This is a genomic window from Xanthomonas sp. MUS 060 (genome assembly GCF_000963215.1).
Lineage (GTDB): Bacteria > Pseudomonadota > Gammaproteobacteria > Xanthomonadales > Xanthomonadaceae > Xanthomonas_A.
The window spans coordinates 287,109-312,419 of record NZ_JZIM01000002.1 but is presented as its reverse complement, the minus strand read 5'-3'; the positions used below and the strand labels follow the sequence as shown (position 1 = coordinate 312,419).

General features: G+C 65.2%; 13 protein-coding genes and 2 pseudogenes. 11 read left to right on the top strand and 4 right to left on the bottom strand.

Features of this window, described 5'->3' with window-relative positions:
* Positions 1 to 75 precede the first annotated feature (75 nt).
* The 9 genes and pseudogenes from XANALMUS060_RS04370 to XANALMUS060_RS04335 all read left to right on the top strand — a co-directional run bounded on the left by XANALMUS060_RS04370 (position 76) and on the right by XANALMUS060_RS04335 (position 17,210).
* Positions 76 to 2,529 (top strand): family 20 glycosylhydrolase, encoded by a 2,454-nt coding sequence (locus XANALMUS060_RS04370; protein ID WP_235430355.1) that lies wholly within the window; start codon positions 76 to 78, stop codon positions 2,527 to 2,529.
* Between the two features lie 16 nt (positions 2,530 to 2,545).
* Complete coding sequence (locus XANALMUS060_RS04365) at positions 2,546 to 5,245, top strand: glycoside hydrolase family 2 protein (RefSeq protein ID WP_045737293.1); 2,700 nt, start codon at positions 2,546 to 2,548, stop codon at positions 5,243 to 5,245.
* 5 nt (positions 5,246 to 5,250) lie between these two features.
* Positions 5,251 to 7,983 carry a glycoside hydrolase family 3 C-terminal domain-containing protein gene (locus XANALMUS060_RS04360; RefSeq protein ID WP_235430351.1) on the top strand — a complete coding sequence of 911 codons (2,733 nt, stop codon included), beginning with the start codon at positions 5,251 to 5,253 and terminating at the stop codon, positions 7,981 to 7,983.
* A 53-nt stretch (positions 7,984 to 8,036) separates the two neighbouring features.
* On the top strand, positions 8,037 to 9,485 hold the full coding sequence (locus tag XANALMUS060_RS04355) for a glycoside hydrolase family 125 protein (RefSeq protein ID WP_045737386.1): 1,449 nt from the start codon (positions 8,037 to 8,039) through the stop codon (positions 9,483 to 9,485).
* A 50-nt stretch (positions 9,486 to 9,535) separates the two neighbouring features.
* A pseudogene (locus XANALMUS060_RS19615) lies at positions 9,536 to 10,183 on the top strand (alpha-mannosidase); the annotation flags it as partial.
* 2 nt (positions 10,184 to 10,185) lie between these two features.
* Positions 10,186 to 11,190: pseudogene (locus XANALMUS060_RS04350) on the top strand (glycoside hydrolase family 125 protein); the annotation flags it as partial.
* Between the two features lie 50 nt (positions 11,191 to 11,240).
* On the top strand, positions 11,241 to 13,583 hold the full coding sequence (locus tag XANALMUS060_RS04345) for a GH92 family glycosyl hydrolase (RefSeq protein WP_045737292.1): 2,343 nt from the start codon (positions 11,241 to 11,243) through the stop codon (positions 13,581 to 13,583).
* A gap of 59 nt (positions 13,584 to 13,642) precedes the next feature.
* On the top strand, positions 13,643 to 15,487 hold the full coding sequence (locus XANALMUS060_RS04340) for a beta-galactosidase family protein (RefSeq protein ID WP_045737384.1): 1,845 nt from the start codon (positions 13,643 to 13,645) through the stop codon (positions 15,485 to 15,487).
* A gap of 433 nt (positions 15,488 to 15,920) precedes the next feature.
* Positions 15,921 to 17,210 carry an EAL domain-containing protein gene (locus XANALMUS060_RS04335; RefSeq protein WP_152640383.1) on the top strand — a complete coding sequence of 430 codons (1,290 nt, stop codon included), beginning with the start codon at positions 15,921 to 15,923 and terminating at the stop codon, positions 17,208 to 17,210.
* Positions 17,211 to 17,219: 9 nt separating this feature from the next.
* On the opposite strand, the gene XANALMUS060_RS04330 is transcribed toward XANALMUS060_RS04335, so the two are convergent.
* Complete coding sequence (locus XANALMUS060_RS04330; RefSeq protein WP_235430350.1) at positions 17,220 to 18,557, bottom strand: alpha-L-fucosidase; 1,338 nt, start codon at positions 18,555 to 18,557, stop codon at positions 17,220 to 17,222.
* Between the two features lie 152 nt (positions 18,558 to 18,709).
* Here XANALMUS060_RS04330 and XANALMUS060_RS04325 point away from each other — a divergent pair, with 152 nt between their 5' ends.
* On the top strand, positions 18,710 to 19,801 hold the full coding sequence (locus XANALMUS060_RS04325) for a sialidase family protein (RefSeq protein WP_045737290.1): 1,092 nt from the start codon (positions 18,710 to 18,712) through the stop codon (positions 19,799 to 19,801).
* A gap of 77 nt (positions 19,802 to 19,878) precedes the next feature.
* Here XANALMUS060_RS04325 and XANALMUS060_RS04320 read toward each other — a convergent pair whose 3' ends face one another.
* Positions 19,879 to 20,619: a copper homeostasis protein CutC gene (locus tag XANALMUS060_RS04320; RefSeq protein ID WP_045737289.1), complete on the bottom strand. Its 741-nt coding sequence runs from the start codon at positions 20,617 to 20,619 to the stop codon at positions 19,879 to 19,881.
* Positions 20,616 to 21,671: a N(4)-(beta-N-acetylglucosaminyl)-L-asparaginase gene (locus tag XANALMUS060_RS04315; protein ID WP_045737288.1), complete on the bottom strand. Its 1,056-nt coding sequence runs from the start codon at positions 21,669 to 21,671 to the stop codon at positions 20,616 to 20,618. The genes XANALMUS060_RS04320 and XANALMUS060_RS04315 overlap by 4 nt, the downstream gene beginning before the upstream one ends.
* Positions 21,672 to 22,144: 473 nt before the next feature.
* On the opposite strand from XANALMUS060_RS04315, the gene mutS reads away from it, so the two are divergent.
* Positions 22,145 to 24,736, top strand: a complete 2,592-nt coding sequence (gene mutS / locus XANALMUS060_RS04310; protein WP_045737287.1) for a DNA mismatch repair protein MutS — start codon at positions 22,145 to 22,147, stop codon at positions 24,734 to 24,736.
* A gap of 293 nt (positions 24,737 to 25,029) precedes the next feature.
* Here mutS and XANALMUS060_RS19605 read toward each other — a convergent pair whose 3' ends face one another.
* Complete coding sequence (locus tag XANALMUS060_RS19605) at positions 25,030 to 25,296, bottom strand: hypothetical protein (protein ID WP_152640382.1); 267 nt, start codon at positions 25,294 to 25,296, stop codon at positions 25,030 to 25,032.
* Positions 25,297 to 25,311 lie beyond the last annotated feature (15 nt).

Below are 25,311 nucleotides of genomic sequence, written 5' to 3'. Positions count from 1 at the left end.
ACGATATGCGTTTGGATCGTATGAGATAGACCGATGACCGTTGTGGGCAACCGCTCTCGTTTGCCGCACCGCCCGATGCCCGCCTACGCGCGCATCGCGGCGGTCTCCCGCACCGTCTGGCTGAGCCTGTCCGTGCTCGCGCTCGGCGCCCTGCTCGGCGGCTGCGACCGTCCCCCAGCGCCTGCGCCACAGGCAGCGCCCAAACCGGTGGCGACTCCGGCCCCTGCGCCGAAACCGCAGGACAACCGAAACGATGACGCACCGTTGCAGTTGATCCCGACACCGGCGCAAGCCAAACGCGACAGTGGCAGCCTGACCTTCGGCAACGACAGCGTGTTGTCGGTGGCCATCGACGACACAGCGGCCAAGCGCGTGGCCGACCAACTGGCCACACTGCTGCGCAAAACGCGCGGTCTGAACATGCAGGTGCGTGAGGAGACCATCCCGGCCAACGGCAGCATCCGCCTGCAACTGAACCCCAACACGGCGGTCGCGCAGGCCGAGGGTTACACGCTGGATGTGGACGCGCACACCATGCTGATCCAGGCGCGCGACGAGTCCGGCCTGTTCTACGGCGCGATCAGCGCCTGGCAACTGCTCACCCCGGACGCCGACAAGGGCAAGGTGGAAGTGCCGCAAGTGCATATCCGCGACTGGCCACGTTTCGGCTGGCGCGGTCTGCTGCTGGATGTGGCGCGGCATTTCCATGGCCCGGACACGGTCAAGCACGTCATCGACGCGATGGCTCAGCACAAGCTCAACGTGCTGCATCTGCACTTGACTGACGACCAGGGCTGGCGCATCGAGATCAAGCGCTATCCCAAGCTCACCAGCGTCGGTGCATGGCGCACACCGCCCGGCGCCGGCAGCCACGACCTGCCCAACCGCTATGGCGGCTTCTACACCCAGGACCAGATCCGCGATCTGGTCGCCTATGCCGCCGACCGGCATATCACCATCGTGCCCGAACTGGACATGCCAGGACATGCGCAAGCCGCCGTCGCGGCGTATCCGCAACTGGTCGGGGTCACCCGGCAGCGGCCCAAGGTGTCGGTGGACTGGGGCGTCAATCCCTATCTGTTCAACACCAACGCCAAGAGCATGACCTTCATCCAGGACGTCCTGGACGAAGTGCTGCAACTCTTCCCCTCGACCTACATCCACATCGGCGGCGACGAAGCGGTCAAGGACCAGTGGGAACACTCGCCCGCCGTGCGCGCGCAAATGCGCAAGCTCGGCGTCAAGGATGCCCATGCGATGCAGGGCTGGTTCAACGCGCAACTTGCCGATTATCTGACCAAACACAACCGACGCCTGATCGGCTGGGACGAAATCCTCGAAGGCGGCCTGCCGGCGAGCGCCTCGGTGATGTCCTGGCGCGGTGTGGAAGGCGCGGTCGCCGCGGCCAAGCAAGGCCACGACGTCGTCCTGGCACCCGCCGGCTGGATGTACCTGGACAACCTGCAAAGCGCACGCAACGACGAACCCAATGGCCGCCTATCGGTGTTGCCACTGGAGAAGGTCTACAGCTTCGATCCGGTGCCGGCCGCCCTCAGCGCCGACGAAGGCAAGCACGTGCTCGGCACCCAAGCGGCCCTGTGGACCGAGTACATCCCTTCGGCATGGCACGTGGACCATGCGCTGTTCCCACGGCTGAGCGCGGCGGCCGAAGCCGCATGGTCGCCGATGGCCGCACGCAACTGGAACAGTTTCCTGCAACGCCTGCCGGCACAACTGGACCGCTATCGCACTCAGGGCATCGACGCCAGCGATGGTGCCTTCGCCGCGGACATCGCGGTGCAAGGTGGCGACAATGCCGCGCTCGACAGCGGCAAGGCCACCATCGTGCTGAGCAATCAGGCCAAGTTCGGCAACTTCCGCTACACCACCGACGGCAGCGAACCCAAGGCAGACGCCGCGCACTACACCGCGCCGTTCACCGTGACCCTGCCGACCACGGTGCGCGTAGCCACCTTCGCCAACGACGGTCGCTTACTGGCCGCCGCGCGCAGCCGCATCCTCGACCGCCCCAACCTGCTCAGCCGCGACACCCAGGGATTAGTCTCCTGCGCCGACGGCGAGCTGGGCCTGCGCGTGCCATTGCTGCCCGACCTGCCCGGCAAAGACACGCCCGTGTTCAACATCGATCTGTTCAGCAGTTGCTGGCGCTATGCCGACGCGCACCTGGACGGCATCGTCCGCATCCGCATCGACGCGGCGCGGCTGGCGCGCAATTATGGGTTGGCGCACGACCAGGCCAAGGTCAAGCGCTATCCGGCCAAGAGCGCGCATGGCGAGTTCGAAGTGCATCTGGGCGATTGCAAGGGCAAGCTCCTGGCGCGGCTGCCGCTGCCGGCCGGCAAGACCCTCGGCGAACAATTCTCGCTGGAAGCGCGGCTACCAGCGCAGGCCGGCGTCCACGACCTGTGCCTGCGTTCCACCGCGCCCATCGCGGGCCCGTACTACGCCATCGGCGCCGTCCATCTGATCGACAGCGCCGCGCAGGCGCCAGCCGCCGCCGCGCGCTGATCCACGGAGAACCCGCATGACCCTGCCGCATCGCCGCTTCCGTTCCGTGCCGTGCACACGCCTTCCCGCCCGGTTCGGGCTATTGCTGGCGCTGGCGTTACCGGCGCTGGGCCAGGCAACACCGCCATCGTCGTTGTCGTTGCAGCAGGGCTGGTACGTCAGGCTGGCGCCGGGCGATGCCTCGGCCAACGCCCACCCGAACGCCGCACAATGGCTGCCGGCCAAGGTGCCAGGCACGGTGCAGACCGAACTGATCGCCGCTGGTGTGGTCCCGGACCCGTTCTATCGCGACAACGAAGCCAAGATCCAGTGGGTCGGACTGAGCGATTGGGAATACAAGACCCGGTTCAAGGCCGATGCCGCGCTGCTGGCACGCACGCATGTGGAACTGGTCTTCGACGGCCTGGACACCTTCGCCGAGGTCTACCTCAACGGTAAGAAACTGCTCTCGGCCGACAACATGTTCCGGCAATGGCGGGTGGATGCCAAACCGCTGCTCCAGCGCGGCGACAACGTGCTGGAAGTGCGACTGTCCTCGCCGATCAAGAAGATCCAGCCGTGGCTGTCCAAACAACCCTACGCACTACCCGGCGCCTACGATTCGGCCTTCGGCGACGAGCCGGTGGCGCGGCACAGTTCCACCTACGTGCGCAAAGCGCCCTACAACTTCGGTTGGGACTGGGGTCCGCGCATCGTCACCGCCGGCATCTGGCAGGACGTGCGCGTGGAAGCCTGGGACGCCCTGCGCGTGGAGAGCCTGCGCATCGCCCAGCAACGCGTGGACGCCGACGCGGCGCAACTGCTGGCACAGTTGGAAGTGCAAGCCGACCACCGCGATGCGGTGCAACTGGATCTGGACGTGCTCGGCCCCGACGGCCAGACAGTGGCGCAGCTCTCGCAGAAAGCGCTGCTCGATCGGGGTAACAACATCCTCACCGTGCCAGTGCGCATCGCCAACCCGCAGCGCTGGTTCCCGGTCGGTTATGGCCGGCAGGATCTGTACACGTTCAAGACGCATCTGCGCGATGCCAGCGGCGATCGCCTCGACACCCAGCGCGTCACCGGCCTGCGCAGCATCGAGCTGCGCCGCGAGAAGGACCAGTGGGGCAAAAGCTTCGCCCTGGTGGTCAACGGCATTGCCGTGTTCGCCAAGGGCGCCAACCTGATTCCGTTGGACAGCTTCCCCAGCCGCGTCGACGCCGCGCGCATGCACGGCTTCCTGCAATCCGCGCGCGAGGCCAACATGAACATGCTGCGCATCTGGGGCGGCGGGCACTATCAACCGGACAGCTTCTACGAAGACGCCGACCGCCTGGGCATCATGATCTGGCAGGATTTCATGTTCGGTGGCGCGATCCCGCCCTACGACGTGGCCTTCCGCGAGAACACCCGTGCCGAGGCCCAAGCGCAAGTCAAACGCTTGGGCGACCACCCCAGCATCGTACTGTGGTGCGGCAACAACGAGGTGCAGACCGGCTGGGAGAACTGGGGCGACCGGATCAAGTTCAAGCAATCGATCGACCCGGAAGAACGCGAACGCATCGTGCGCGGCATGACCACCCTGTTCGGCAGCGTGCTGCGCGAGGCGGTGCGTACCTACGACAGCGACACGCCGTACTGGGCCACCTCGCCCGGGACCGATTTCGATGGCGCCGCCGACCAACCAAACGATGGCGACATGCACTATTGGAAGGTATGGGGCGGGCCGGCGCTGCCGGTCACCGAGTACCTCAACGTGACTCCGCGTTTCATGTCCGAATACGGCCTGCAATCGTTCCCGGAGATGCGCACCATCCGCGCCTTCGCCGAGCCGGGCGACCTGCAACCGGAATCGCCGGTGATGCGCGCGCATCAGAAGTTCGACAAAGGCAACGGCAACCAGCGCCTGTTGCTGTACATCCGCCGCGCGTTCGGCGAACCCAAGGATTTCGAGAGCTTCGTGTACCTGAGCCAGGTGATGCAGGCCGAGGGTATCGCCCTGGCCGCCGAACACCTGCGCGCGGCGCGGCCGCAGGCGATGGGGTCGATGTACTGGCAACTCAACGACGTCTGGCCGGGCGCTTCATGGTCGAGCCTGGATTACTTCGGCCGCTGGAAAGCACTGCACTACCGCGCGCGGCGCTTCTATGCGCCGGAACTGATCGCCGCCCTGCGCGACGACAAGGGCCAGACCACCGTCTCGCTGGTCTCCGACCGCACCACGCCACTGGCCGCACGCTGGCGCATGCGGGTGATGGACTTCTCCGGCAACGTGCTGAGCAAGAGCGAAAAACCGGTGACGCTGGCGCCACTGTCGAGCGTGCGCGTGGGTAGCTTCAGCGATGCGCAATTGCTGCGCCACGCCGACCCCGCGCGCAGCGTGGCGGTGTTCGAACTGCTCGACGGCGAGCGTGTGCTCTCGCGCAATCTGGTGTTCTTCGACGCCGCCAAGCGCTTGCAATGGCCACGCGCGGACATCCACACCGAGTTGCACGCCGACGGCGATGGCGATGCGCTGACCCTGCGTAGCCCCACCCTGGCCAGCGAAGTGTGGCTGGCGTTCGGCGATCTGGACGTCACCCTCTCCGACAACGCCTTCGACCTGCTGCCCGGCGAACCGCTGACCGTGCATCTGCGCAGCAGCGCCACCCTGGAACAATTACGCGCCGCGCTGCAAGTGCGCGATCTGGCCAGCACCCTGGCCGGCGCACCAGCCGAACCCATGGAAAGCAAGTGATCCCGATGCCGAAGACAACCGACACGCCGACCGTGCCACGCAGCGCAGCATGCACGCCAACGCATCCTGCGCAACGACACGCTGTCGGTAGCAGCACCGGATCGCCACTGCCGTCGCTCCTGCGCGGGCTGTGCCTGCTTGGGCTGCTGGTCTCGCCGCTGGTCCATGCCGACGACGCCGAGGACCACGCCACCGCGCTGGTGGCGAAGATGACCCGCGCAGAAAAAATCGCCCAGGCGATGAACGACGCCCCGGCCATCCCGCGCCTGGGCATCCCCGCCTACGAATGGTGGAGCGAGGGCCTGCACGGCATCGCCCGCAACGGCGAGGCCACGGTGTTCCCGCAGGCCATCGGCCTGGCCGCGACGTGGAACACCGACCTGCTGCATGCCGTCGGCACCGTCACCTCGACCGAAGCGCGCGCCAAATTCAACCTCGCTGGCGGCCCTGGCAAAAACCATGCGCGCTATGGCGGACTGACGATCTGGTCGCCCAACATCAACATCTTCCGCGACCCGCGCTGGGGCCGTGGCATGGAAACCTACGGCGAGGATCCCTATCTCACCGGGCGGCTCGCGGTGGGCTTCATCCACGGCCTGCAAGGCGACGATCCGACGCATCCACGCACCATCGCCACGCCCAAGCATCTGGCGGTGCACAGCGGACCGGAATCAGGCCGCCACGGCTTCGACGTGGACGTCTCCCCGCACGATTTCGAAGCCACCTATTCCCCCGCATTCCGTGCCGCCATCGTCGAGGGTCATGCGGGCTCGGTGATGTGCGCCTACAACGCGCTGCACGGCACCCCGGCCTGTGCCGCCGACTGGCTCATCGACGGCCGCGTGCGCGGCAACTGGGGCTTCAAGGGCTTCGTCGTCTCCGATTGCGACGCCATCGACGACATGACCCAGTTCCACTACTACCGTGCCGACAACGCCGGCTCGGCCGCTGCCGCGCTGAAGGCCGGCCACGATCTGAACTGCGGCTACGCCTACCGCGACCTCGGCCTCGCCATCGACCGTGGCGAAGCCGACGAGGCACTGCTGGACCGCTCGCTGGTGCGGCTGTTCGCAGCGCGTTATCGACTGGGCGAATTGCAAGCGCGCAACAAGGATCCGTATGCGCGGCTCGGCGCCAAGGACATCGACAGCAGCGCGCACCGCGCACTGGCGTTGCAAGCGGCGCAGCAATCGTTGGTGCTGCTGCAAAATCGCAACGACACCCTGCCGCTGCGGCCAGGGCGGCGTCTTGCGGTGATCGGCCCCAATGCCGATGCACTGGCAGCGCTGGAAGCCAACTATCAAGGCACCTCGGTGGCGCCGATGACGCCGCTACAAGGCTTGCGTGCACGCTTCGGTGCCACGCAAGTGCACTATGCGCAGGGCGCACCGCTGGCCGCCGGCGTACCGGGCACGATCCCCGAAACCGCGCTGCGCAGCGACGGCAAGCCCGGTTTGCGTGGCGAATATTTCGACAATCTGGATCTGGCCGGTCATCCGCGCACGCAACGCCAGGATCGCGTGATCGGCTTCAACTGGGACCACGTGGCGCCGGCCAAGGGCGTGGACAAGGATCGCTACTCGGTGCGCTGGAGCGGCGAACTGCTACCTCCTGGCCCCGGCGACTACACCCTGGCGGTGCGGGTGGCGCGCTGTTTCGACTGTGCCGGCCACGATCCGGTGCGCTTGTACATCGACGATCAATTGGTCGTCGCCGGCAACGCCGAGGACAAGCACGTGCCGGCCGGCATGCACAACGCCGATGGCCGCAACGTGGAAACCGTGCTGCATTTCGACGACACCCAGCCACACCGCATCCGTCTGGAACTGGAACACCGCGGCCAAGACCAGGGACTACGCCTGGAATGGCTGGCACCGCCAGCGGCGCAATTGGCCGAGGCAGAACACGCGGTGGCGCAGGCCGACGCAGTGGTGGCCTTCGTCGGCCTGTCACCGGATGTGGAAGGCGAGGAACTGCGCATCGACGTGCCCGGCTTCGACGGCGGCGACCGCAACGACCTGTCCCTGCCAGCAGCGCAGCAGGCACTGTTGGAACGTGCCAAGGCCAGCGGCAAACCGTTGATCGTGGTGCTGATGAGCGGCAGCGCGGTGGCGCTGAATTGGGCCAAACAACACGCCGATGCGATCCTCGCGGCATGGTATCCCGGACAATCCGGTGGCACCGCAATCGCACAGGCATTGGCCGGCGACATCAACCCCGGCGGGCGTCTGCCAGTGACCTTCTACCGCTCGACCAAGGATCTGCCGCCCTACGTCAGCTACGACATGAAGGGCCGCACCTACCGCTACTTCAAGGGCGAGGTGTTGTTCCCGTTCGGTTACGGCCTGAGCTATACCCACTTCGCCTACACCGCGCCCCAGTTGTCGAGCACGACGCTGCAAGCCGGCGACACCTTGCGTGTCACCACCACCGTGCGCAACACCGGCGCGCACGCCGGCGACGAGGTCGTACAGGTGTACCTGCAATATCCGCCGCGTGCGCAATCGCCGCTACGCGCACTGGTCGGTTTTCAGCGCGTGAGCCTGCAGCCGGGCCAAGCACGCACCCTGACCTTCGTCCTGGAGCCGCGCCAACTCAGCGATGTGGATCGCAGCGGTCAGCGCGCGGTCGTCGCCGGCGACTACCGGCTGTTCGTCGGCGGTGGTCAGCCGGACACACAAGCCCCCGGCGATGAAGCGGCGTTTTCGATTCAGGGCACGTCTGCCTTGCCACGATGACGCGCATGCACGGCGCGCATCCGTACACACAAACACCGACCAGGAATTCCATCATGCCCTCCCGCCGCGACGTCCTTCACCTGCTCGGCAGCGCTGCCGGCGCCAGCCTGCTTGGTGCCGTCGCACCCGGTTTCGCCGCCACGACCGCGGCCGCATCCACAGGGCTGAGCAGCAAGCGCCCGCCGCCGGGCAAGCGCCGCTTCGTCAGCGCCACGGTGGAAAAACACCTGCGCCGCATCAAAGCCGACATCGCCGATCCGCACCTGGCCTGGCTGTTCGAAAACTGCTATCCCAACACCCTCGACACCACGGTGGAAACCGGCACCCGCCACGGCAAGCCGGACACCTTCGTCATCACCGGCGACATCGAAGCGATGTGGCTGCGCGACTCTTCCGCGCAAGTGCATCCATACATCGCGCTGGCCAAGCACGATCCGGCGCTGCGGCGCATGTTTCATGGCCTGATTCAGCGCCAGGCCGCGTGCATCCGCCTGGACCCCTATGCCAACGCGTTCCTGCCCGACGGCACCAGTCAACGCTTGAAGTGGTCGGTCGCCGACATCACCGAAATGAAACCCGGCGTCGGCGAGCGCAAGTGGGAAGTGGATTCGCTGTGCTATCCGATCCGCTTGGCGCACGCGTACTGGCGCGCCAGCGGCGATACCGCACCGTTCGACGACGACTGGCGCGAGGCGATGCGCGTGGTGGTGGACACCTTCCGCGCACAGCAGCGTCTGCATGATCGCGGCCCATACACCTTCCAGCGTCCCTCGCCGCTGGCGAGCGAGACCCTGGTGCTGGACGGCTACGGCCACCCGACCCGGCCCAACGGCATGATCCATTCGATGTTCCGCCCCTCCGACGACGCCTGCGTGTATCCGCTGTTCGTCCCGGCCAATCTGTTCGCGGTGACCTCCCTGCGGCAGTTGGCGACGATGAGCGAGCGCCTGCACCACGATGCCGACTTCGCGACGCAATGCCGCGCCCTCGCCGACGAGGTCCAGACCGCCACACGTCGCTTCGGGCAGATGCGCGATGCCGACGGCCAACCGTTCTGGGCCTACGAAGTGGACGGCTACGGCAACCAGTTGTTCATCGACGACGCCAACGCACCGGGCCTGCTGAGCCTGGCCTATCTGGACTGCTGCGACCGCCGCGATCCGGTGTTCCTGCGCACCCGCGCATTGGCCTGGAGCGAGCGCAACCCGTACTTCTACCGTGGTCGCGCCGCCGAAGGCATCGGCAGCCCGCACAGCGGGCTGGGCACGATCTGGCCGATGTCGCTGATGCAATACGCGCTGGCCAGCGACGACGACACGCAGATCCGCCAGTGCCTGCAATGGTTGAAGAACACCGATGCCGGCAGCGGATTCATGCACGAGTCCTTCGACAAGGACGATCCTGCACACTTCACGCGTTCCTGGTTCGCCTGGGCCAACACCATGTTCGGCGAACTGATCATCGACCTGCACCAGCGCAAGCCGCACCTGTTGCAAGCCTGACCGACTTCTTCCCGTTCTCTTCGCCGCACACCTCCACGAAGGACAGCACCATGGCCACACGACGCGGTTTCCTGCAGGGCGCCATCGCCCTGGCCCTGTTCGGCAGCAGCGGCATCGCCCGGCTGGCGCGGGCGCGCGCCGGCAACTACGCGCTGCCGGCCGACGCGCGCGCCAAGGCCGAACTCACCCGCCATGTCGATGTCTTCATCGGCACCGGCGGCCACGGCCACACCTTCCCCGGCGCGACGCTGCCGTTCGGCATGGTGCAACTGAGCCCGGACACTTACAACGCCGTGTGGGACGCGTGTTCGGGCTACCACGCCGACGACGGTTCGATCATGGGCTTCTCGCACACCCACCTGTCCGGTACCGGCATCGGCGACATGCTCGATGTGCTGTTGGTGCCGGCCACCGGCAAGGTGAAGTTGGTGCCGGGCCCACTCGACGATCCCGACGCCGGCTACCGCTCGCGCTACGACCATGCCGACGAAGCCGCTTCGCCCGGCTACTACCGCGTGCGCCTCAAGGACAGCGGCGTGCACGCCGAGCTGACCGCCACCGCGCGCGCTGGCCTGCACCGTTATCACTTTCCCGCTGGCAAACCGGCGCATCTGCTGCTGGATTTCTGCCATGGCATGCAGGACAAACCCGGCATCCCCACCCGGATCAGCGACGCGCAATTGCGCATCGTCGATCAGCACCCTATGCCAACGCGTTCCTGCCCGACGGCACCAGTCAACGCTTGAAGTGGTCGGTCGCCGACATCACCGAAATGAAACCCGGCGTCGGCGAGCGCAAGTGGGAAGTGGATTCGCTGTGCTATCCGATCCGCTTGGCGCACGCGTACTGGCGCGCCAGCGGCGATACCGCACCGTTCGACGACGACTGGCGCGAGGCGATGCGCGTGGTGGTGGACACCTTCCGCGCACAGCAGCGTCTGCATGATCGCGGCCCATACACCTTCCAGCGTCCCTCGCCGCTGGCGAGCGAGACCCTGGTGCTGGACGGCTACGGCCACCCGACCCGGCCCAACGGCATGATCCATTCGATGTTCCGCCCCTCCGACGACGCCTGCGTGTATCCGCTGTTCGTCCCGGCCAATCTGTTCGCGGTGACCTCCCTGCGGCAGTTGGCGACGATGAGCGAGCGCCTGCACCACGATGCCGACTTCGCGACGCAATGCCGCGCCCTCGCCGACGAGGTCCAGACCGCCACACGTCGCTTCGGGCAGATGCGCGATGCCGACGGCCAACCGTTCTGGGCCTACGAAGTGGACGGCTACGGCAACCAGTTGTTCATCGACGACGCCAACGCACCGGGCCTGCTGAGCCTGGCCTATCTGGACTGCTGCGACCGCCGCGATCCGGTGTTCCTGCGCACCCGCGCATTGGCCTGGAGCGAGCGCAACCCGTACTTCTACCGTGGTCGCGCCGCCGAAGGCATCGGCAGCCCGCACAGCGGGCTGGGCACGATCTGGCCGATGTCGCTGATGCAATACGCGCTGGCCAGCGACGACGACACGCAGATCCGCCAGTGCCTGCAATGGTTGAAGAACACCGATGCCGGCAGCGGATTCATGCACGAGTCCTTCGACAAGGACGATCCTGCACACTTCACGCGTTCCTGGTTCGCCTGGGCCAACACCATGTTCGGCGAACTGATCATCGACCTGCACCAGCGCAAGCCGCACCTGTTGCAAGCCTGACCGACTTCTTCCCGTTCTCTTCGCCGCACACCTCCACGAAGGACAGCACCATGGCCACACGACGCGGTTTCCTGCAGGGCGCCATCGCCCTGGCCCTGTTCGGCAGCAGCGGCATCGCCCGGCTGGCGCGGGCGCGCGCCGGCAACTACGCGCTGCCGGCCGACGCGCGCGCCAAGGCCGAACTCACCCGCCATGTCGATGTCTTCATCGGCACCGGCGGCCACGGCCACACCTTCCCCGGCGCGACGCTGCCGTTCGGCATGGTGCAACTGAGCCCGGACACTTACAACGCCGTGTGGGACGCGTGTTCGGGCTACCACGCCGACGACGGTTCGATCATGGGCTTCTCGCACACCCACCTGTCCGGTACCGGCATCGGCGACATGCTCGATGTGCTGTTGGTGCCGGCCACCGGCAAGGTGAAGTTGGTGCCGGGCCCACTCGACGATCCCGACGCCGGCTACCGCTCGCGCTACGACCATGCCGACGAAGCCGCTTCGCCCGGCTACTACCGCGTGCGCCTCAAGGACAGCGGCGTGCACGCCGAGCTGACCGCCACCGCGCGCGCTGGCCTGCACCGTTATCACTTTCCCGCTGGCAAACCGGCGCATCTGCTGCTGGATTTCTGCCATGGCATGCAGGACAAACCCGGCATCCCCACCCGGATCAGCGACGCGCAATTGCGCATCGTCGATCAGCAGACCGTGACCGGCGGCCGCCGCGTTTACCAATGGGCCAAAGGCCGCTACATCTATTTCGCGCTGCGCCTGTCGCGGCCGTTCGCCACCGCGCAGTTGTATTCCGAGGACAAACCGCTGGCCGCCTCCGCGCAACAGGCCGACGGCACGCATCTGAAACTCGCGCTGCACTATCCCGACGCCGCCAACGCGCCGTTGCTGGTCAAGGTCGGCCTCTCCGCGGTCAGCGCGGAGAACGCGCTGGCCAACCTGGATAGCGAATTACCCGATTTCGATTTCGCCCGCGTGCACGCCGCTGCCGTGGCCGCATGGGAAAAAGAACTGGGGCGAGTGCGCATCGACAGCGACGACGACGCGCAGCGACGCATTTTCTACACCGCGCTCTACCACAGCCTGCTCGCGCCCAGCCTGTTCAGCGACAGCGACGGCCGCTATCGCGGCATGGATCTGCAAATCCACCAGGCACCGGCCGGCTACCACAACTACAGCACCTATTCGCTGTGGGATACCTACCGCGCGCTGCATCCGCTGCTGACCCTGGTCCAACCCGAGCGTGTCCCGGATCTGGTGCAGTGCCTGGTGCGCGGGGCCAACGAGTGCCCGCAAGGCGTCGGTATCTGGCCGCTGCAAGGCGTGGAAACCGACTGCATGATCGGCTATCACTCCGCCGTGGTGCTGGCCGAAGCGCATGCCAAGGGGTTTACCGGCATCGATTGGAAAGCAGCATGGCCGGCATGGCGTAAGCGCGCGATGGACGACGACGTGCATGGCCTGGGGCTGTATCGCCAACTGGGCTACATCCCCTGCGACAAGGTCGACGAATCCGCCAGCCGCACACTGGAATTCGCTTACGACGACTGGGCGGTAGCGCACCTGGCCGATGCCGCAGGCGCTCACGAGGATGCGCAACGCTTGCGCGCACGCTCGCGCAACTACCGCAACGTGTTCAACCGCGACAGCAACTTCATACAGCCGCGCCTGAGCGACGGCCACTGGGCCACCCCATTCGACCCGCGCGCGATGGGCCACAGCAAGCGCTGGCGTGACTTCACCGAATCCAACGCCTGGCAGGCCACCTTCCTCAACCAGCACGATCTGTACGGCTACATGGACCTGTTCGGCGGCCGCGACCGCTTCGCCGCCAAACTCGACGAACTGTTCTCCACCAGTTCGGCACTGCCCGCCGACGCGCCACCAGACATCGACGGCATGGTCGGCCAGTACGCGCACGGCAACGAGCCCAGTCACCACGTCGCCTACCTCTACGCCTACGCCGGGCAGCCCTACAAGACCCAGGCGATGGTGCGGCGGTTGCTGCGCGAGCAGTACCACGACGCACCCAACGGCCTATCGGGCAACGAGGACTGCGGACAGATGAGCGCCTGGTTCGTGCTCAGTGCGCTGGGCCTGTATGCGGTCGATCCGGTCAGCGCCACCTACGTGCTCGGCAGCCCGCTGTTCAAGCGTGCCGAACTGGATGTCGGCCACGGCCGCACCCTGCGCATCGTCGCCCACGGCAACAGCCCGGCGAATGTGTACATCCAACGCGCGCGCTGGAACGGCAAAGCGTACACGCGCAGTTGGCTGCGCCATGCCGATCTCGCCGCTGGCGGCACCCTGGAGCTGGACATGGGGCCGACCCCCAACACCAGCTTCGGCGCCGCCAAGGACGACCTGCCACCCTCCTTCGCCTGACGCCCCACTGCGGGCGCGGCACCCACCATCCGCTTCGCGATTGCCGGAGACTGCCTATGTTGCTGCCTCGCCCCATCTCCACCCTTGCCCTGTCGCTGCTGCTGTCATTCGCGGCATCCGCCCAGCCGATGCACACGCCAACCTGGCCGACGGTTTCCACCCAGGGCGATCACTTCACCCGCGACGGCAAGCCCTACCAGATCATCTCCGGCGCCATCCACTTCCAGCGCATTCCCCGCGCCTACTGGAACGACCGCCTGCAAAAAGCCCGCGCCATGGGCCTGAACACGGTGGAAACCTATATTTTCTGGAATCTGATCGAACCGCGTCCTGGTCAGTTCGACTTCAGTGGCAACAACGACATCGCCGCCTTCATCGATGCCGCCGCCGCGCAGGGCCTCAACGTGATCCTGCGTCCCGGCCCTTACGTCTGCGCCGAATGGGAAGCCGGCGGCTATCCGGCATGGTTGTTCGCCGAACCAGGCATGCGCGTGCGCAGCCAGGATCCGCGCTTCCTGGCCGCCAGCCGGGCCTACCTCGATGCGCTCGGCGCGCAGGTCAAGCCACGACTCAACGGCAACGGCGGCCCGGTCATCGCCGTGCAAGTGGAAAACGAATACGGCTCCTACAACGACGACCACGCCTACATGCGCGCCAACCGCGCCATGTACGTCCAGGCCGGCTTCGACAAGGCCATCCTGTTCACCGCCGACGGTGCCGACGTGCTCGCCAACGGCACCCTGCCCAATACCCTGGCCGTGGTGAACTTCGGCCCCGGCGACGCCAAAACCGCCTTCCAGACCCTGGCCAAATTCCGCCCCGGGCAACCGCAGATGGTCGGCGAATATTGGGCCGGCTGGTTCGATCAATGGGGCGACAAACATGCCGCCACCAACGCCGCCAAACAAGCCAGCGAGTTCGAATGGATCCTGCGCCAGGGCCACTCCGCCAACATCTACATGTTCGTCGGCGGCACCAGCTTCGGCTTCATGAACGGGGCCAACTTCCAGAAGAACCCCACCGACCACTACGCGCCGCAGACCACCAGCTACGACTACGACGCGGTGCTGGACGAAGCCGGCCGTCCCACGCCCAAATTCGCCTTGTTCCGCGACGCCATCGCCCGCGTCACCGGCATCCAGCCGCCAGCGCTGCCCGCGCCGCAGCACTTCGCCGAACTGGCGAACACAGCGCTGCGCGAATCGGCCTCGCTCTGGGACAACCTGCCAGCGGCAGTCGCCACCACCGACATCCCACAACCGATGGAACACTACGGCCAGGCCTACGGCTACATTCTCTATCGCACGAGCGTCATCGGCCCGCGCAAGGGCAGCCTCTACCTGGGCGAGGTACGCGACTATGCGCGCGTCTACGTCGATCACGCGCTCGCCGGCAGCGCCGACCGCCGCCTGCAGCAGGTCGCCGTGGACGTGGACATTCCCGCCGGCACCCACACCCTGGACGTGCTGGTCGAAAACGGCGGCCGCATCAACTACGGCACCCATCTGCCCGATGGTCGCGCCGGCCTGGTCGACCCGGTGCTGCTCAATGGCAAGCCCCTGACCGGCTGGCAGACCTTCCCGCTGCCGATGGACGACGCCAGCAAACTTCACGGCTGGACCACCGCCAAAGTGGACGGCCCCGCTTTCCACCGCGGCACGCTCAAGATCACCGCTCCGGCCGATACCTTCCTGGACATGCGCGCTTTCGGCAAAGGTTTCACCTGGGCCAACGGCCACAATCTTGGCCGCCACTGGAACATCGGCCCGCAGCGTGCGCTGTATTTCCCGGCACCGTGGCAACATCAGGGCGACAACAGCGTGATCGTGTTCGATCTGGACGACAGCCGGCATGCAAGCGTGCGCGGGGTGAAAACGCAGGTATGGAGTTCGCCTGGCAGCTAACTAAATCGGCTAGCTATGATCCGCCGGCCTCGCGACTCTCGTGGCCAGGTGTACAACGGGCCGATGCCGACGCTCACAGCGCTCTGGCCCCCAGCAGACGCCATCCGCAGCGTGAAGACCGTCCTGCAATTCATCTCCCATTGCAGGACCGGTTGCGACTGAAACACCCGACGGCTCCGCGTTTTTGCGCAGCTCGCGCATGCTCAAACCCAAGCTGCGTCAGCCTCTGCGGCGCACGGAATCGCCGCGAACAGGCGAACCGAGCAGATGACGCACGTGACGCATATGTGATCTGCGTCAAAATTTTCGCTGATAAAGTTACTCAAAGACTGCCATCGCCTGCGGCCAGGAATCACACGGCGTCATCGCAATCTCCCGCCTGTCTTCAATCCGCAACGCGCCTCACCCTGATCATGCTTCTTATCCTATGAAAATGATTGACTCCCTAGACGACGCAGGCCAGTTGGCCAATTTCTTCGAACATTCCATGGGAGCCTCCGGACTGGACCGGGTACTGGGGGTGGTCAGGCGTCACCTGTCGATGGACGTGGCCTTCGTGTCGCGCTTTCAGGGCGATACGCGAATTCTCGACCACGTCGACTGCGAAGCATTTCCACTGCTCAAACGCGGACAGTCCATCCCGATGGATACGGGCTACTGCATGAAGGTGGTGAACGGAGAATTGCCAGAGTTCATCCCCGACACAGCGCATATTCCCGCCGCCATCGCCATCCCGGAAACGCACGCCATTCCCATTGGCTCTCACCTCAGCACACCCATCGTCCTGGAAGACAAGCGCGTGTTCGGGACGCTGTGCTGCTTCAGCCACCGCCCCGTCCCCTCGCTCACCGAACGCGACATGGACATGCTGCGTGCGTTCTCCGAGTTCCTCGGTTTTTATTTCGACAGTGTCGAGCGGCAGAAACGCGAGCAAGAATCCGTGGCCCAGGATATCCACGCGGCCATGCAGAACGACGCCCTGAGCATCGTGTTCCAGCCGGTGTATGGCATCGCGAAACCGCACGTGCATGGCTTCGAATGCCTGTCGCGCTTCAACATGCAGCCTGCCCGTTCACCGGACAAATGGTTCAACGCCGCCCACAGCGTCGGGCTCGGCCTGGAGCTGGAACTGCATGCCATCGAAAAGGCATTGCAGGAACTGACGCGATTCCCGGACAACATCTCGTTCAACCTCAATTGCTCGCCGGAGCTGATCATCTCCTCCAGGCTACTGCCACTCCTGCACGGCGTGAATGCCTCACGGATCGTGCTGGAAATCACCGAGCATGCCATCGTGAATGATTATGCAGCGTTGGTGGAAGCATTGAAGCCTGTACGAGAACTGGGCGTGCGCGTCGCCGTGGACGATGCCGGCGCGGGTTATTCGAGCATGCGGCATATTCTCAACCTGCAGCCGGACTTCATCAAACTCGACATCAGCCTGACCCAATCCATCGACCACGACCGGCACCGCAAAGCCCTCGCCAAAGGTTTGATCAACTTCGCACACGAAATCGGCAGCGAGGTCGTCGCCGAAGGCGTCGAAGCGGCCAGCGAACTGGAAACGCTGCAGCAATTAGGCGTCGATTATGCGCAAGGTTATTATCTAGCCAAGCCCATGCAACGTGACGATGCGATTCGGCTCGCGCACCAACACTTATCCGACGCCACACACCACACCTGGGACACAGCCGAACAAGTGCTGGTCAATACTTGCAATTGACCTGCTGGCTCAACGCGCGGCAGTAGCGCCGACATCGAACAATTGAAACTCGCGAATATGTGCCGCATCCACGCTGGATAGGATGTTCAAACGCACACGCGAGGCGGTGACCGCAGGGAAGTGATCGATCTTCATATGGCCGATTGCCTGCGCCTGCGCCACCTTGACCCAGGCGCCATCGCGGAACACTTCCACTGCGTATTTCTGCACCAATTGGCCATCGTTGAGCCACTCCATCGACAACGCGGTATCGAATGTCACCGGCTGTTTGAACTGCAACTCAAGCGTGGCGTGATGCGAGCCGGCAGGTGCGCTCCAGAACGTATCGCGGTCGCCATCGACCGCTGCGACGATTGCGTCGTCGGCCTTGAGTCGGCCGCGCACCAAATTGCGCTCGGCGCCGTAACGCATCTGCAGCGCCTGACCCATCTGCTCGAGTCGTTCGACATCGGCCTGTGGCAGTAGACCGTGCCTGTCCGGAGCGATACCCAGCACCAATTGCCCACCACGGCCGACGCTGTCTTCCCAAATCTGCACCAGCTCGTCCACGCTCTTGAGCGTCTGATCGCTATTGGGATGCCAGAACCACTGTAATTTATGCAGCGGCGTATCCACCTCGACCGGACGCCAGCGCAGGACGCCATGACGATCGATCGTATTCCAGTTCTCGCCTTCGATTGCGCCAGCCTCGTTACCGACCCAGCGCACGTCGCCATACTCGAACAGCGCGGTATCGGCGAACACCATGGTATTGGCCTGATAGGTACGCAGCTCTTCCAGATACTTGTCGAAGTTGTAGACGTGACCGGCACTACCGGCGCCGTCCAGCCACCACTCGGTCAGCGGACCATAATGCAACGCCAGGTCCACCAACTGCGCGGCGTAGAATGTGTCATAGGCCTTGGAATCGGCGTACTTGGGTTCGTGGCGATCCCACGGTGACAGATAAATGCCGAAGCCCATGCCTTGCTTGCGCACCGCCTCACTGGTCATTTTCACTAAATTGCCCTGACCGCCCAGCCACGGGCTCTGCTTCACGGAGTAGGCACTCTCCTCGGTCGGCCACAGGGCGAAACCGTCGTGATGCTTGGCGACCAGAATCAGATACTTGGCACCGGCCGCCTTGGACGCGCGTGCCCACTGCGCCGGGTCCACCCGATCCGGAGCGAACACCTTGGCACTGGCGGTGCCGTCGCCCCACTCGCGATCCAGGAAGGTGTTGGTGCCGAAATGCACGATCACACCGAATTCCAGATCCTGCCAGGCCACTTGCTGCGGCGAAGGTTTGACCTCGGCGAAATTCTCGGCCAGCGCATGCGCTGCGGCCAGAGCGGTCAGAGCAAACATGGCCAAACAGCGGAACGGAAAAAGCGCACGGTGCGGCATCACAGATCCTCTCAATCATCGCGCAAACAGACGGCACTGCGAGCGCTGCCTGCATATGGTATTCAATTGATGATACATAGGTATCCTCGCACTCCGGCACAGGACCGGACCACATGAAGTCTCGCACGCTGCTTTCCCTGCTATCGCTGTTTGCCCTGCACGCCGTCACTGCCCCTGCGACTCCCGCACCACCAGCAGCCACGCGCTCGCCGATCATGTACAGCGAGTTCATCAACGCCAAACCACCGACCGCGCAATGCCATGCTTCCACCCTTGTGGAAACCGGTGATGGCCTACTCGCGGCGTGGTTCGGCGGCCAACACGAAGGCGCCGACGACGTGGGCATCTGGGTCGCGCGGCGCGACGCACACGGCTGGCAGGCCGCACAACGCGTGGCCGATGGGGCGCAAGCGCAAGGCAAGCCGTTGCCCGCGTGGAATCCAGTGCTGTTCCAACCGGCGCAGGGGCCGCTGCGGCTGTTCTACAAAGTCGGTCCGGACCCGAAGGGCTGGTGGAGCATGCAGATCACCTCCCCCGATGGCGGCCACCACTGGTCGGCACCGCAGCGTTTGCCCACCGGCATCCTTGGCCCGATCAAGAACAAACCCGTGCAACTGGCCGACGGCCGCATCCTCAGCCCCAGCAGCAGCGAGGACGCTGGCTGGGTCGCGCACATGGAATGGTCCGACGACAACGGCGCGCACTGGACCCGCGGCCCGGCCATGAACGATCCAGCCAAGATCGGCGCCATCCAGCCCAGCGTGCTGGTGCATGCGGACGGGCGCTTGCAAGCCATCGGCCGCAGCCGACAAAACCACGTGTTCAGCACTTGGTCGCGCGACGAAGGCAAGACCTGGGAACCGATGACCCTGCTTGAGCTGGCCAACCCCAATTCCGGCACCGACGCGGTGGTGCTGGCGGATGGTCGCTCGCTGCTGGTCTACAACCCCACCGAGGCCGGCAAGGACTGGTGGAATGGTCGCGGCATCCTGGCCGTCGCCGTATCGAACGACGGACTGCACTGGACCCGCGTGCTGACCCTGGAAAACAGTCCCAAGGACGAATTCTCCTACCCGGCGGTGATCCAGACCCGCGACGGCCAGATCCATATCAGCTACACCTGGAAGCGCACGCGCATCAAGCATGTGGTGTTGGATCCGAAGCGTCTGGACATCACCGCCAAACTGGCGGCCAGCAACCGGTGACTATCCGCGTGTATCGATCAAACCGCTTGCATACCAAGCGCATGCCAGCACACGCGCCGGCACGCCACTCCGCCGGCTTATGTCTCCTGCAACAACGCCACCATCCGCCGCACCCGCGCCACATCGGTCTGCAGGCGATCACCGCCCAGGCTGCGTACATGCGGATGCGTCGCGCGCGCGCGCGATGCCAATGGCCCGCGCGCGGAGCCATGAAATTCGCGCGCGCCCGTGCGTGCACGCAATTGCGCCAGATTGGCATCGGTGACACCCGCACCTGGCATCACGCTCAGCCGCGTGCCAGCCTGCCGCACCAACTCGGCGATCAAGGGCGCGCCTTCCTCCGCCGTCTCGCGCGCGCCAGAGGTCAGCACGCGCTCGCAGCCCAGCGCGATCACGTCCTCCAACGCACGCCGGGGATCGGCGCTGACGTCGAAGGCACGGTGGAAGGTGACGCCCAACGGACCAGCCGCGGTGATCAGTTCGCGCATCGTCGTCATGTCCACCTCACCGGATGGATCCAAGGCACCCAACACCACGCCGTCGCAACCCAGCCGCACGCACTGCTCCACGTCGCGGCGCATCGCCTCGACTTCCGCCTCATCGAACACGAAGTCGCCCACGCGCGGGCGAATCAGCACGTACAACGGAATCCGCAAGCGATCGCGCACCACCGCCAGCGTGCCGAAGGATGGGGTCAAGCCGCCACCATCCAGCCCGCCGCACAACTCCACCCGTATCGCGCCACCGGCCTGTGCGGCCAGCGCCGAGCCGATCGCATCGGCGGCCACTTCCAGTCCCGACGTCGTGGGCCGATTCATGCCGCCGGCTCGGCGAAATGGCTTTGTCCAGGCAACAACAGATCCTGCCGCTGCGCATCGCAGACCGCGTAGCTGAAACCAGGCTGGATCGCGAACGCGCCGACCTCGCCACGTCGGTTCATTGCCAGGAATCCCACTTGCAATTCGCGCGTGAGTTGCGGTTTGCGTCGCACGATGCGCATCACCACCTCGCGACACGCCTCGGCCGGACTCTTGCCCTGCCGCATCATCTCCACCACCGCAAAACTGCCGACATTGCGGATCACCTCCTCGCCGACGCCGGTGGATGTCGCCCCGCCCACCTCGTTGTCCACGTACAAGCCAGCGCCGATGATCGGGCTATCGCCGACCCGGCCGTGCATCTTCCACGCCATACCGCTGGTGGTGCAGGCACCGGACAGATTGCCGTGCGCATCCAGCGCCAGCATGCCGATGGTGTCGTGATTGTCCTTGCCACCGGGCAGCGTGCCGCGACGATAGGCGTGGTTCTCGATGTTGGCTTCCGGCGCGTAGTGCGAGGTCTTCAGCCATTCCTTCCACGCCTGTTCCGCCGCAGGCGTCAGCAACGTGGTGCGCTCGAATCCCTGCGCCAGCGCGAACTGCCGCGCGCCCTCGCCAACCAGCATCACATGCGGGGTTTTCTCCATCACCCGCCGCGCCACCGAGATCGCGTGCACGATGTCCTCCAGCGCCGCGACCGCGCCGCAACTGCCGGTGTGGTCCATGATGCAAGCGTCCAGCGTGACCCGGCCATCGCGGTCGGGATAACCGCCCAGCCCGACGGTGTGATTGTCCGGGTCCGCCTCCGGCACCCGCACCCCGGCTTCCACCGCATCCAGCGCCGTACCGCCACGGGCCAGCACCTGCCACGCGGCCTGATTTGCCGGCACACCAAAATCCCAAGTCGAGATCACCCGCGCCGCGCCGCGCGGCAGTGGCGCGACACCGGCCTTGGCCTTGGCCGCAGCGCGCGCGCCAGGCAACACACCGCCCACCCCAGCGGCCAGAGCACCGAAAGCGGCGGTTTTCAGGAAATGGCGACGTTCGTGCATTGATCAACTCCAGCGCGGCAATGGACAGGCGCCGCGCGGCAATCGCGCGCGGCCAAGCGCGCATCATGCGATAGAGTGGCGCAGGATTGAATGGGCAATTGCGGCATCCAATCGCCCGCGATGGGCAAGAAAGCCGTCGAGCATGGCGGTCAAGCGCACTGTGCCACCTGTCGTTTTCTCGCAACTGAAGAGCAAACGCTTGCAGCATGCTTTTGGTCCAATGTTCGAGAAATCGACGGAGCGTCCAATGCCTGACGCATCTGATGAGTACACGCAAGTGCCGCGAGGACACCCGGAGTCAGCGCGGACTCATCCTCGTTCTCCCGTACCATTGTCTTATTCCGATAGGGTCTACAGCCTGGACGGTGGACAGCCGCACGCAGCATGAACACGTCGGCTGAACCAGCGTGCTCCACCCCTATCCCAGCGTGCCAACGCGGCACGATTGCCCCCTTGCACTCCACAGAACATCCATGCAGAACAGTGAGTTAAAAGAACACACACCCCTCATGAAGCAGTTCTTCGCCGCCAAGGCCGACTATCCGGACTTGCTGCTGTTTTTCCGCATGGGCGATTTCTACGAACTGTTCTACGACGATGCGCGCAAGGCCGCGCGCTTGCTCGATATCACCTTGACCCAACGCGGCAGCTCCGGCGGCGCGCCGATCCCGATGGCCGGCGTGCCGGTGCATGCCTACGAGGGCTATCTGGCACGGCTGGTGGCGTTGGGCGAGTCGGTGGCGATCTGCGAGCAGATCGGTGATCCGGCGCTGGCCAAAGGGCTGGTCGAGCGCAAGGTGGTGCGTATCGTCACCCCGGGTACGGTCACCGACGAGGCCCTGCTGGACGAACGCCGCGATACCTTGCTGATGGCCATCGCGCGGACCAAGCACGGCTACGGGCTGGCCTGGGCCGACCTGGCCGGCGGCCGCTTCCTGGTCAACGAGGTGGACAGCGAGGATGCGCTGGAAGCGGAACTGGCACGGCTGGAACCAGCCGAATTACTCGTGCCGGACGAAGACCAGTGGCCGGCATTTCTTCGCGAACGACGCGGCGTGCGCCGACGCCCGCCGTGGCTGTTCGATGCCGACAGCGGCCGCCGCCAGTTGCTGGCGTTCTTCCAGTTGCACGACCTCAGCGGCTTCGGGATCGACGAGCGGCCACGCGCCATCGCGGCGGCCGGCGCGCTGCTGGGCTATGTCGAGGAAACCCAGAAGCAACGCCTGCCGCACCTGACTTCCATCGCGATGGAAACCGCTGGCGACGCGATCGCGATGAACGCGGCCACCCGTCGCCATCTGGAGCTGGACACGCGCGTGGATGGCGATACCCGCAACACCCTGCTCGGCGTACTCGACAGCACGATCACACCAATGGGCGGGCGCTTGCTACGACGCTGGCTGCATCGTCCGCTGCGTCTGCGCGAGGTGCTGGTGCAACGTCACCACGCGGTCGGCACACTGATCGACCGTGGCGCCGATGCCGACCTGCGCGATGCATTCCGCGCACTCGGCGACCTCGAACGCATCCTCACCCGCGTCGCCCTGCGCTCGGCACGACCACGCGATTTCTCCACCTTGCGCGATGGCCTCGGCCTACTGCCGGCGGTGCGTGCGATTCTGGCGCCGCTGGATTCGCCACGACTGGCGGCACTGGCAACGGAACTGGGCCAGCACGACGAGATCGCGCACCTGTTGGCCTCGGCCATCGCCGAGCAGCCACCGCTCAAGCTCAGCGACGGCGGGGTCATCGCCGCCGACTACGACGCTGAGCTGGACGAACTGCGCCGGCTCAGCACCAACGCCGACCAATTCCTGATCGACCTGGAAGCACGCGAACGCGCCAGCAGCGGCATCGCCACGCTGAAGGTCGGCTACAACCGCGTGCACGGGTATTACATCGAAATCAGCAAAGGCCAGGCCGACAAGGCGCCGGTGCACTACAGCCGACGCCAGACCCTGACCAACGCCGAGCGCTACATCACCGAGGAACTGAAGAACTTCGAAGACAAAGTGCTGTCGGCGCGCGAACGCGCGCTGTCGCGCGAGAAGTTGCTCTACGAAGGCTTGCTGGACACTCTGGGCGAGCATCTGGAACCGCTCAAGCGCGCGGCCGCCGCACTCAGCGAGCTGGACGTCCTGGCCGGTTTCGCCGAACGCGCGCAGGCACTGGACTGGAACCGGCCAGAACTGCAAAGCGACGCCTGCCTGCGCATCGAACGCGGCCGCCACCCGGTGGTGGAAGCGGTGCGCGAGCAGCCGTTCGAACCCAACGACCTGGACCTGCATCCAGGCCGACGCATGCTGGTCATCACCGGCCCGAACATGGGCGGTAAATCGACCTACATGCGCCAGAACGCGTTGATCGTCCTACTCGCGCACATCGGCAGCTATGTGCCGGCGCGACGCGCGGTGATCGGCCCGATCGACCGCATCCTCACCCGCATCGGCGCCGGCGACGATCTGGCGCGCGGCCAATCCACCTTCATGGTCGAAATGGCCGAGACCAGCTACATCCTGCATCACGCCACCGCGCAATCGTTGGTGTTGATGGACGAGATCGGCCGTGGCACCTCCACCTACGACGGTCTGGCGCTGGCCGACGCGGTGGCGCGCCACCTCGCCCAGCACAATCGCTGCTACACCTTGTTCGCCACGCACTATTTCGAACTGACCGCACTGGCCGACGCGCCGGTCGACGGCGGCCCCAGCGGCATCGCCAACGTGCATCTGGACGCGGTCGAGCACGGCGACCGCCTGGTGTTCATGCACGCGGTCAAGGATGGCCCGGCCAACCGCAGCTTCGGCCTGCAGGTGGCCGCCTTGGCCGGCCTTCCCAAGGCAACAGTGGCGCAAGCGCGGCGGCGACTGGCCGAACTGGAACAGCGCAGCGGCGAGCACCATGCCGCGCAGATGGCGGTACAGGCGCTGGACACGCCACAGCAATTCGGCCTATTCGCAGCGGCCCCCTCCGCCGCACAGGAGGCGCTGGCCGCACTGAATCCGGACGAGTTGACCCCCAAGCAGGCCCTGGAGGCGCTGTACAGACTAAAGTTACTGCTCTGACTTGCACACAAAGTACCCGCGATCCAGTGGAATCGCGGGCACCGACATACAATCGCACCCTTCGTCCGCAGTTGCGTTGTCTGGCGCCGATCGTGAGGTCATTGCCGACTCAGGCGACCATGTCACCGTTCCAGTACGGGAATGAGCAAGCGCATGCCGGAATGGATCAGGTCCGGATTGGAAACACTCTCGCGGTTAGCCTCGTAAAATTTTCTCCAATGGATTCCAATCCCGCAGAAATTTCGGGAAATGCACGACAGGATGCCGCTCCTGCACATCACGCAGTAATACGGTTACGCAGCAGATCCAGAATCGACATTACCAGAATGATCATTACCCGAATCACTAGAAGCGGGCGGCGGAATGTTCGTTACGGCTTGCAGATTGACAAACTCCACATCACCCAACGCCAGGATTCCCTTGATGAAGGCATCCAGATGATCGACGGTAGTCTCATGAATATCGTGCATCAGAACGATACTAGTCTCACGCCGCTGGATCTGCTGTAGACCATACTCAACCCAGGCATCAGGTTTACGTTTCCAATCCTCGGTATCCACCGACCACATCACGGT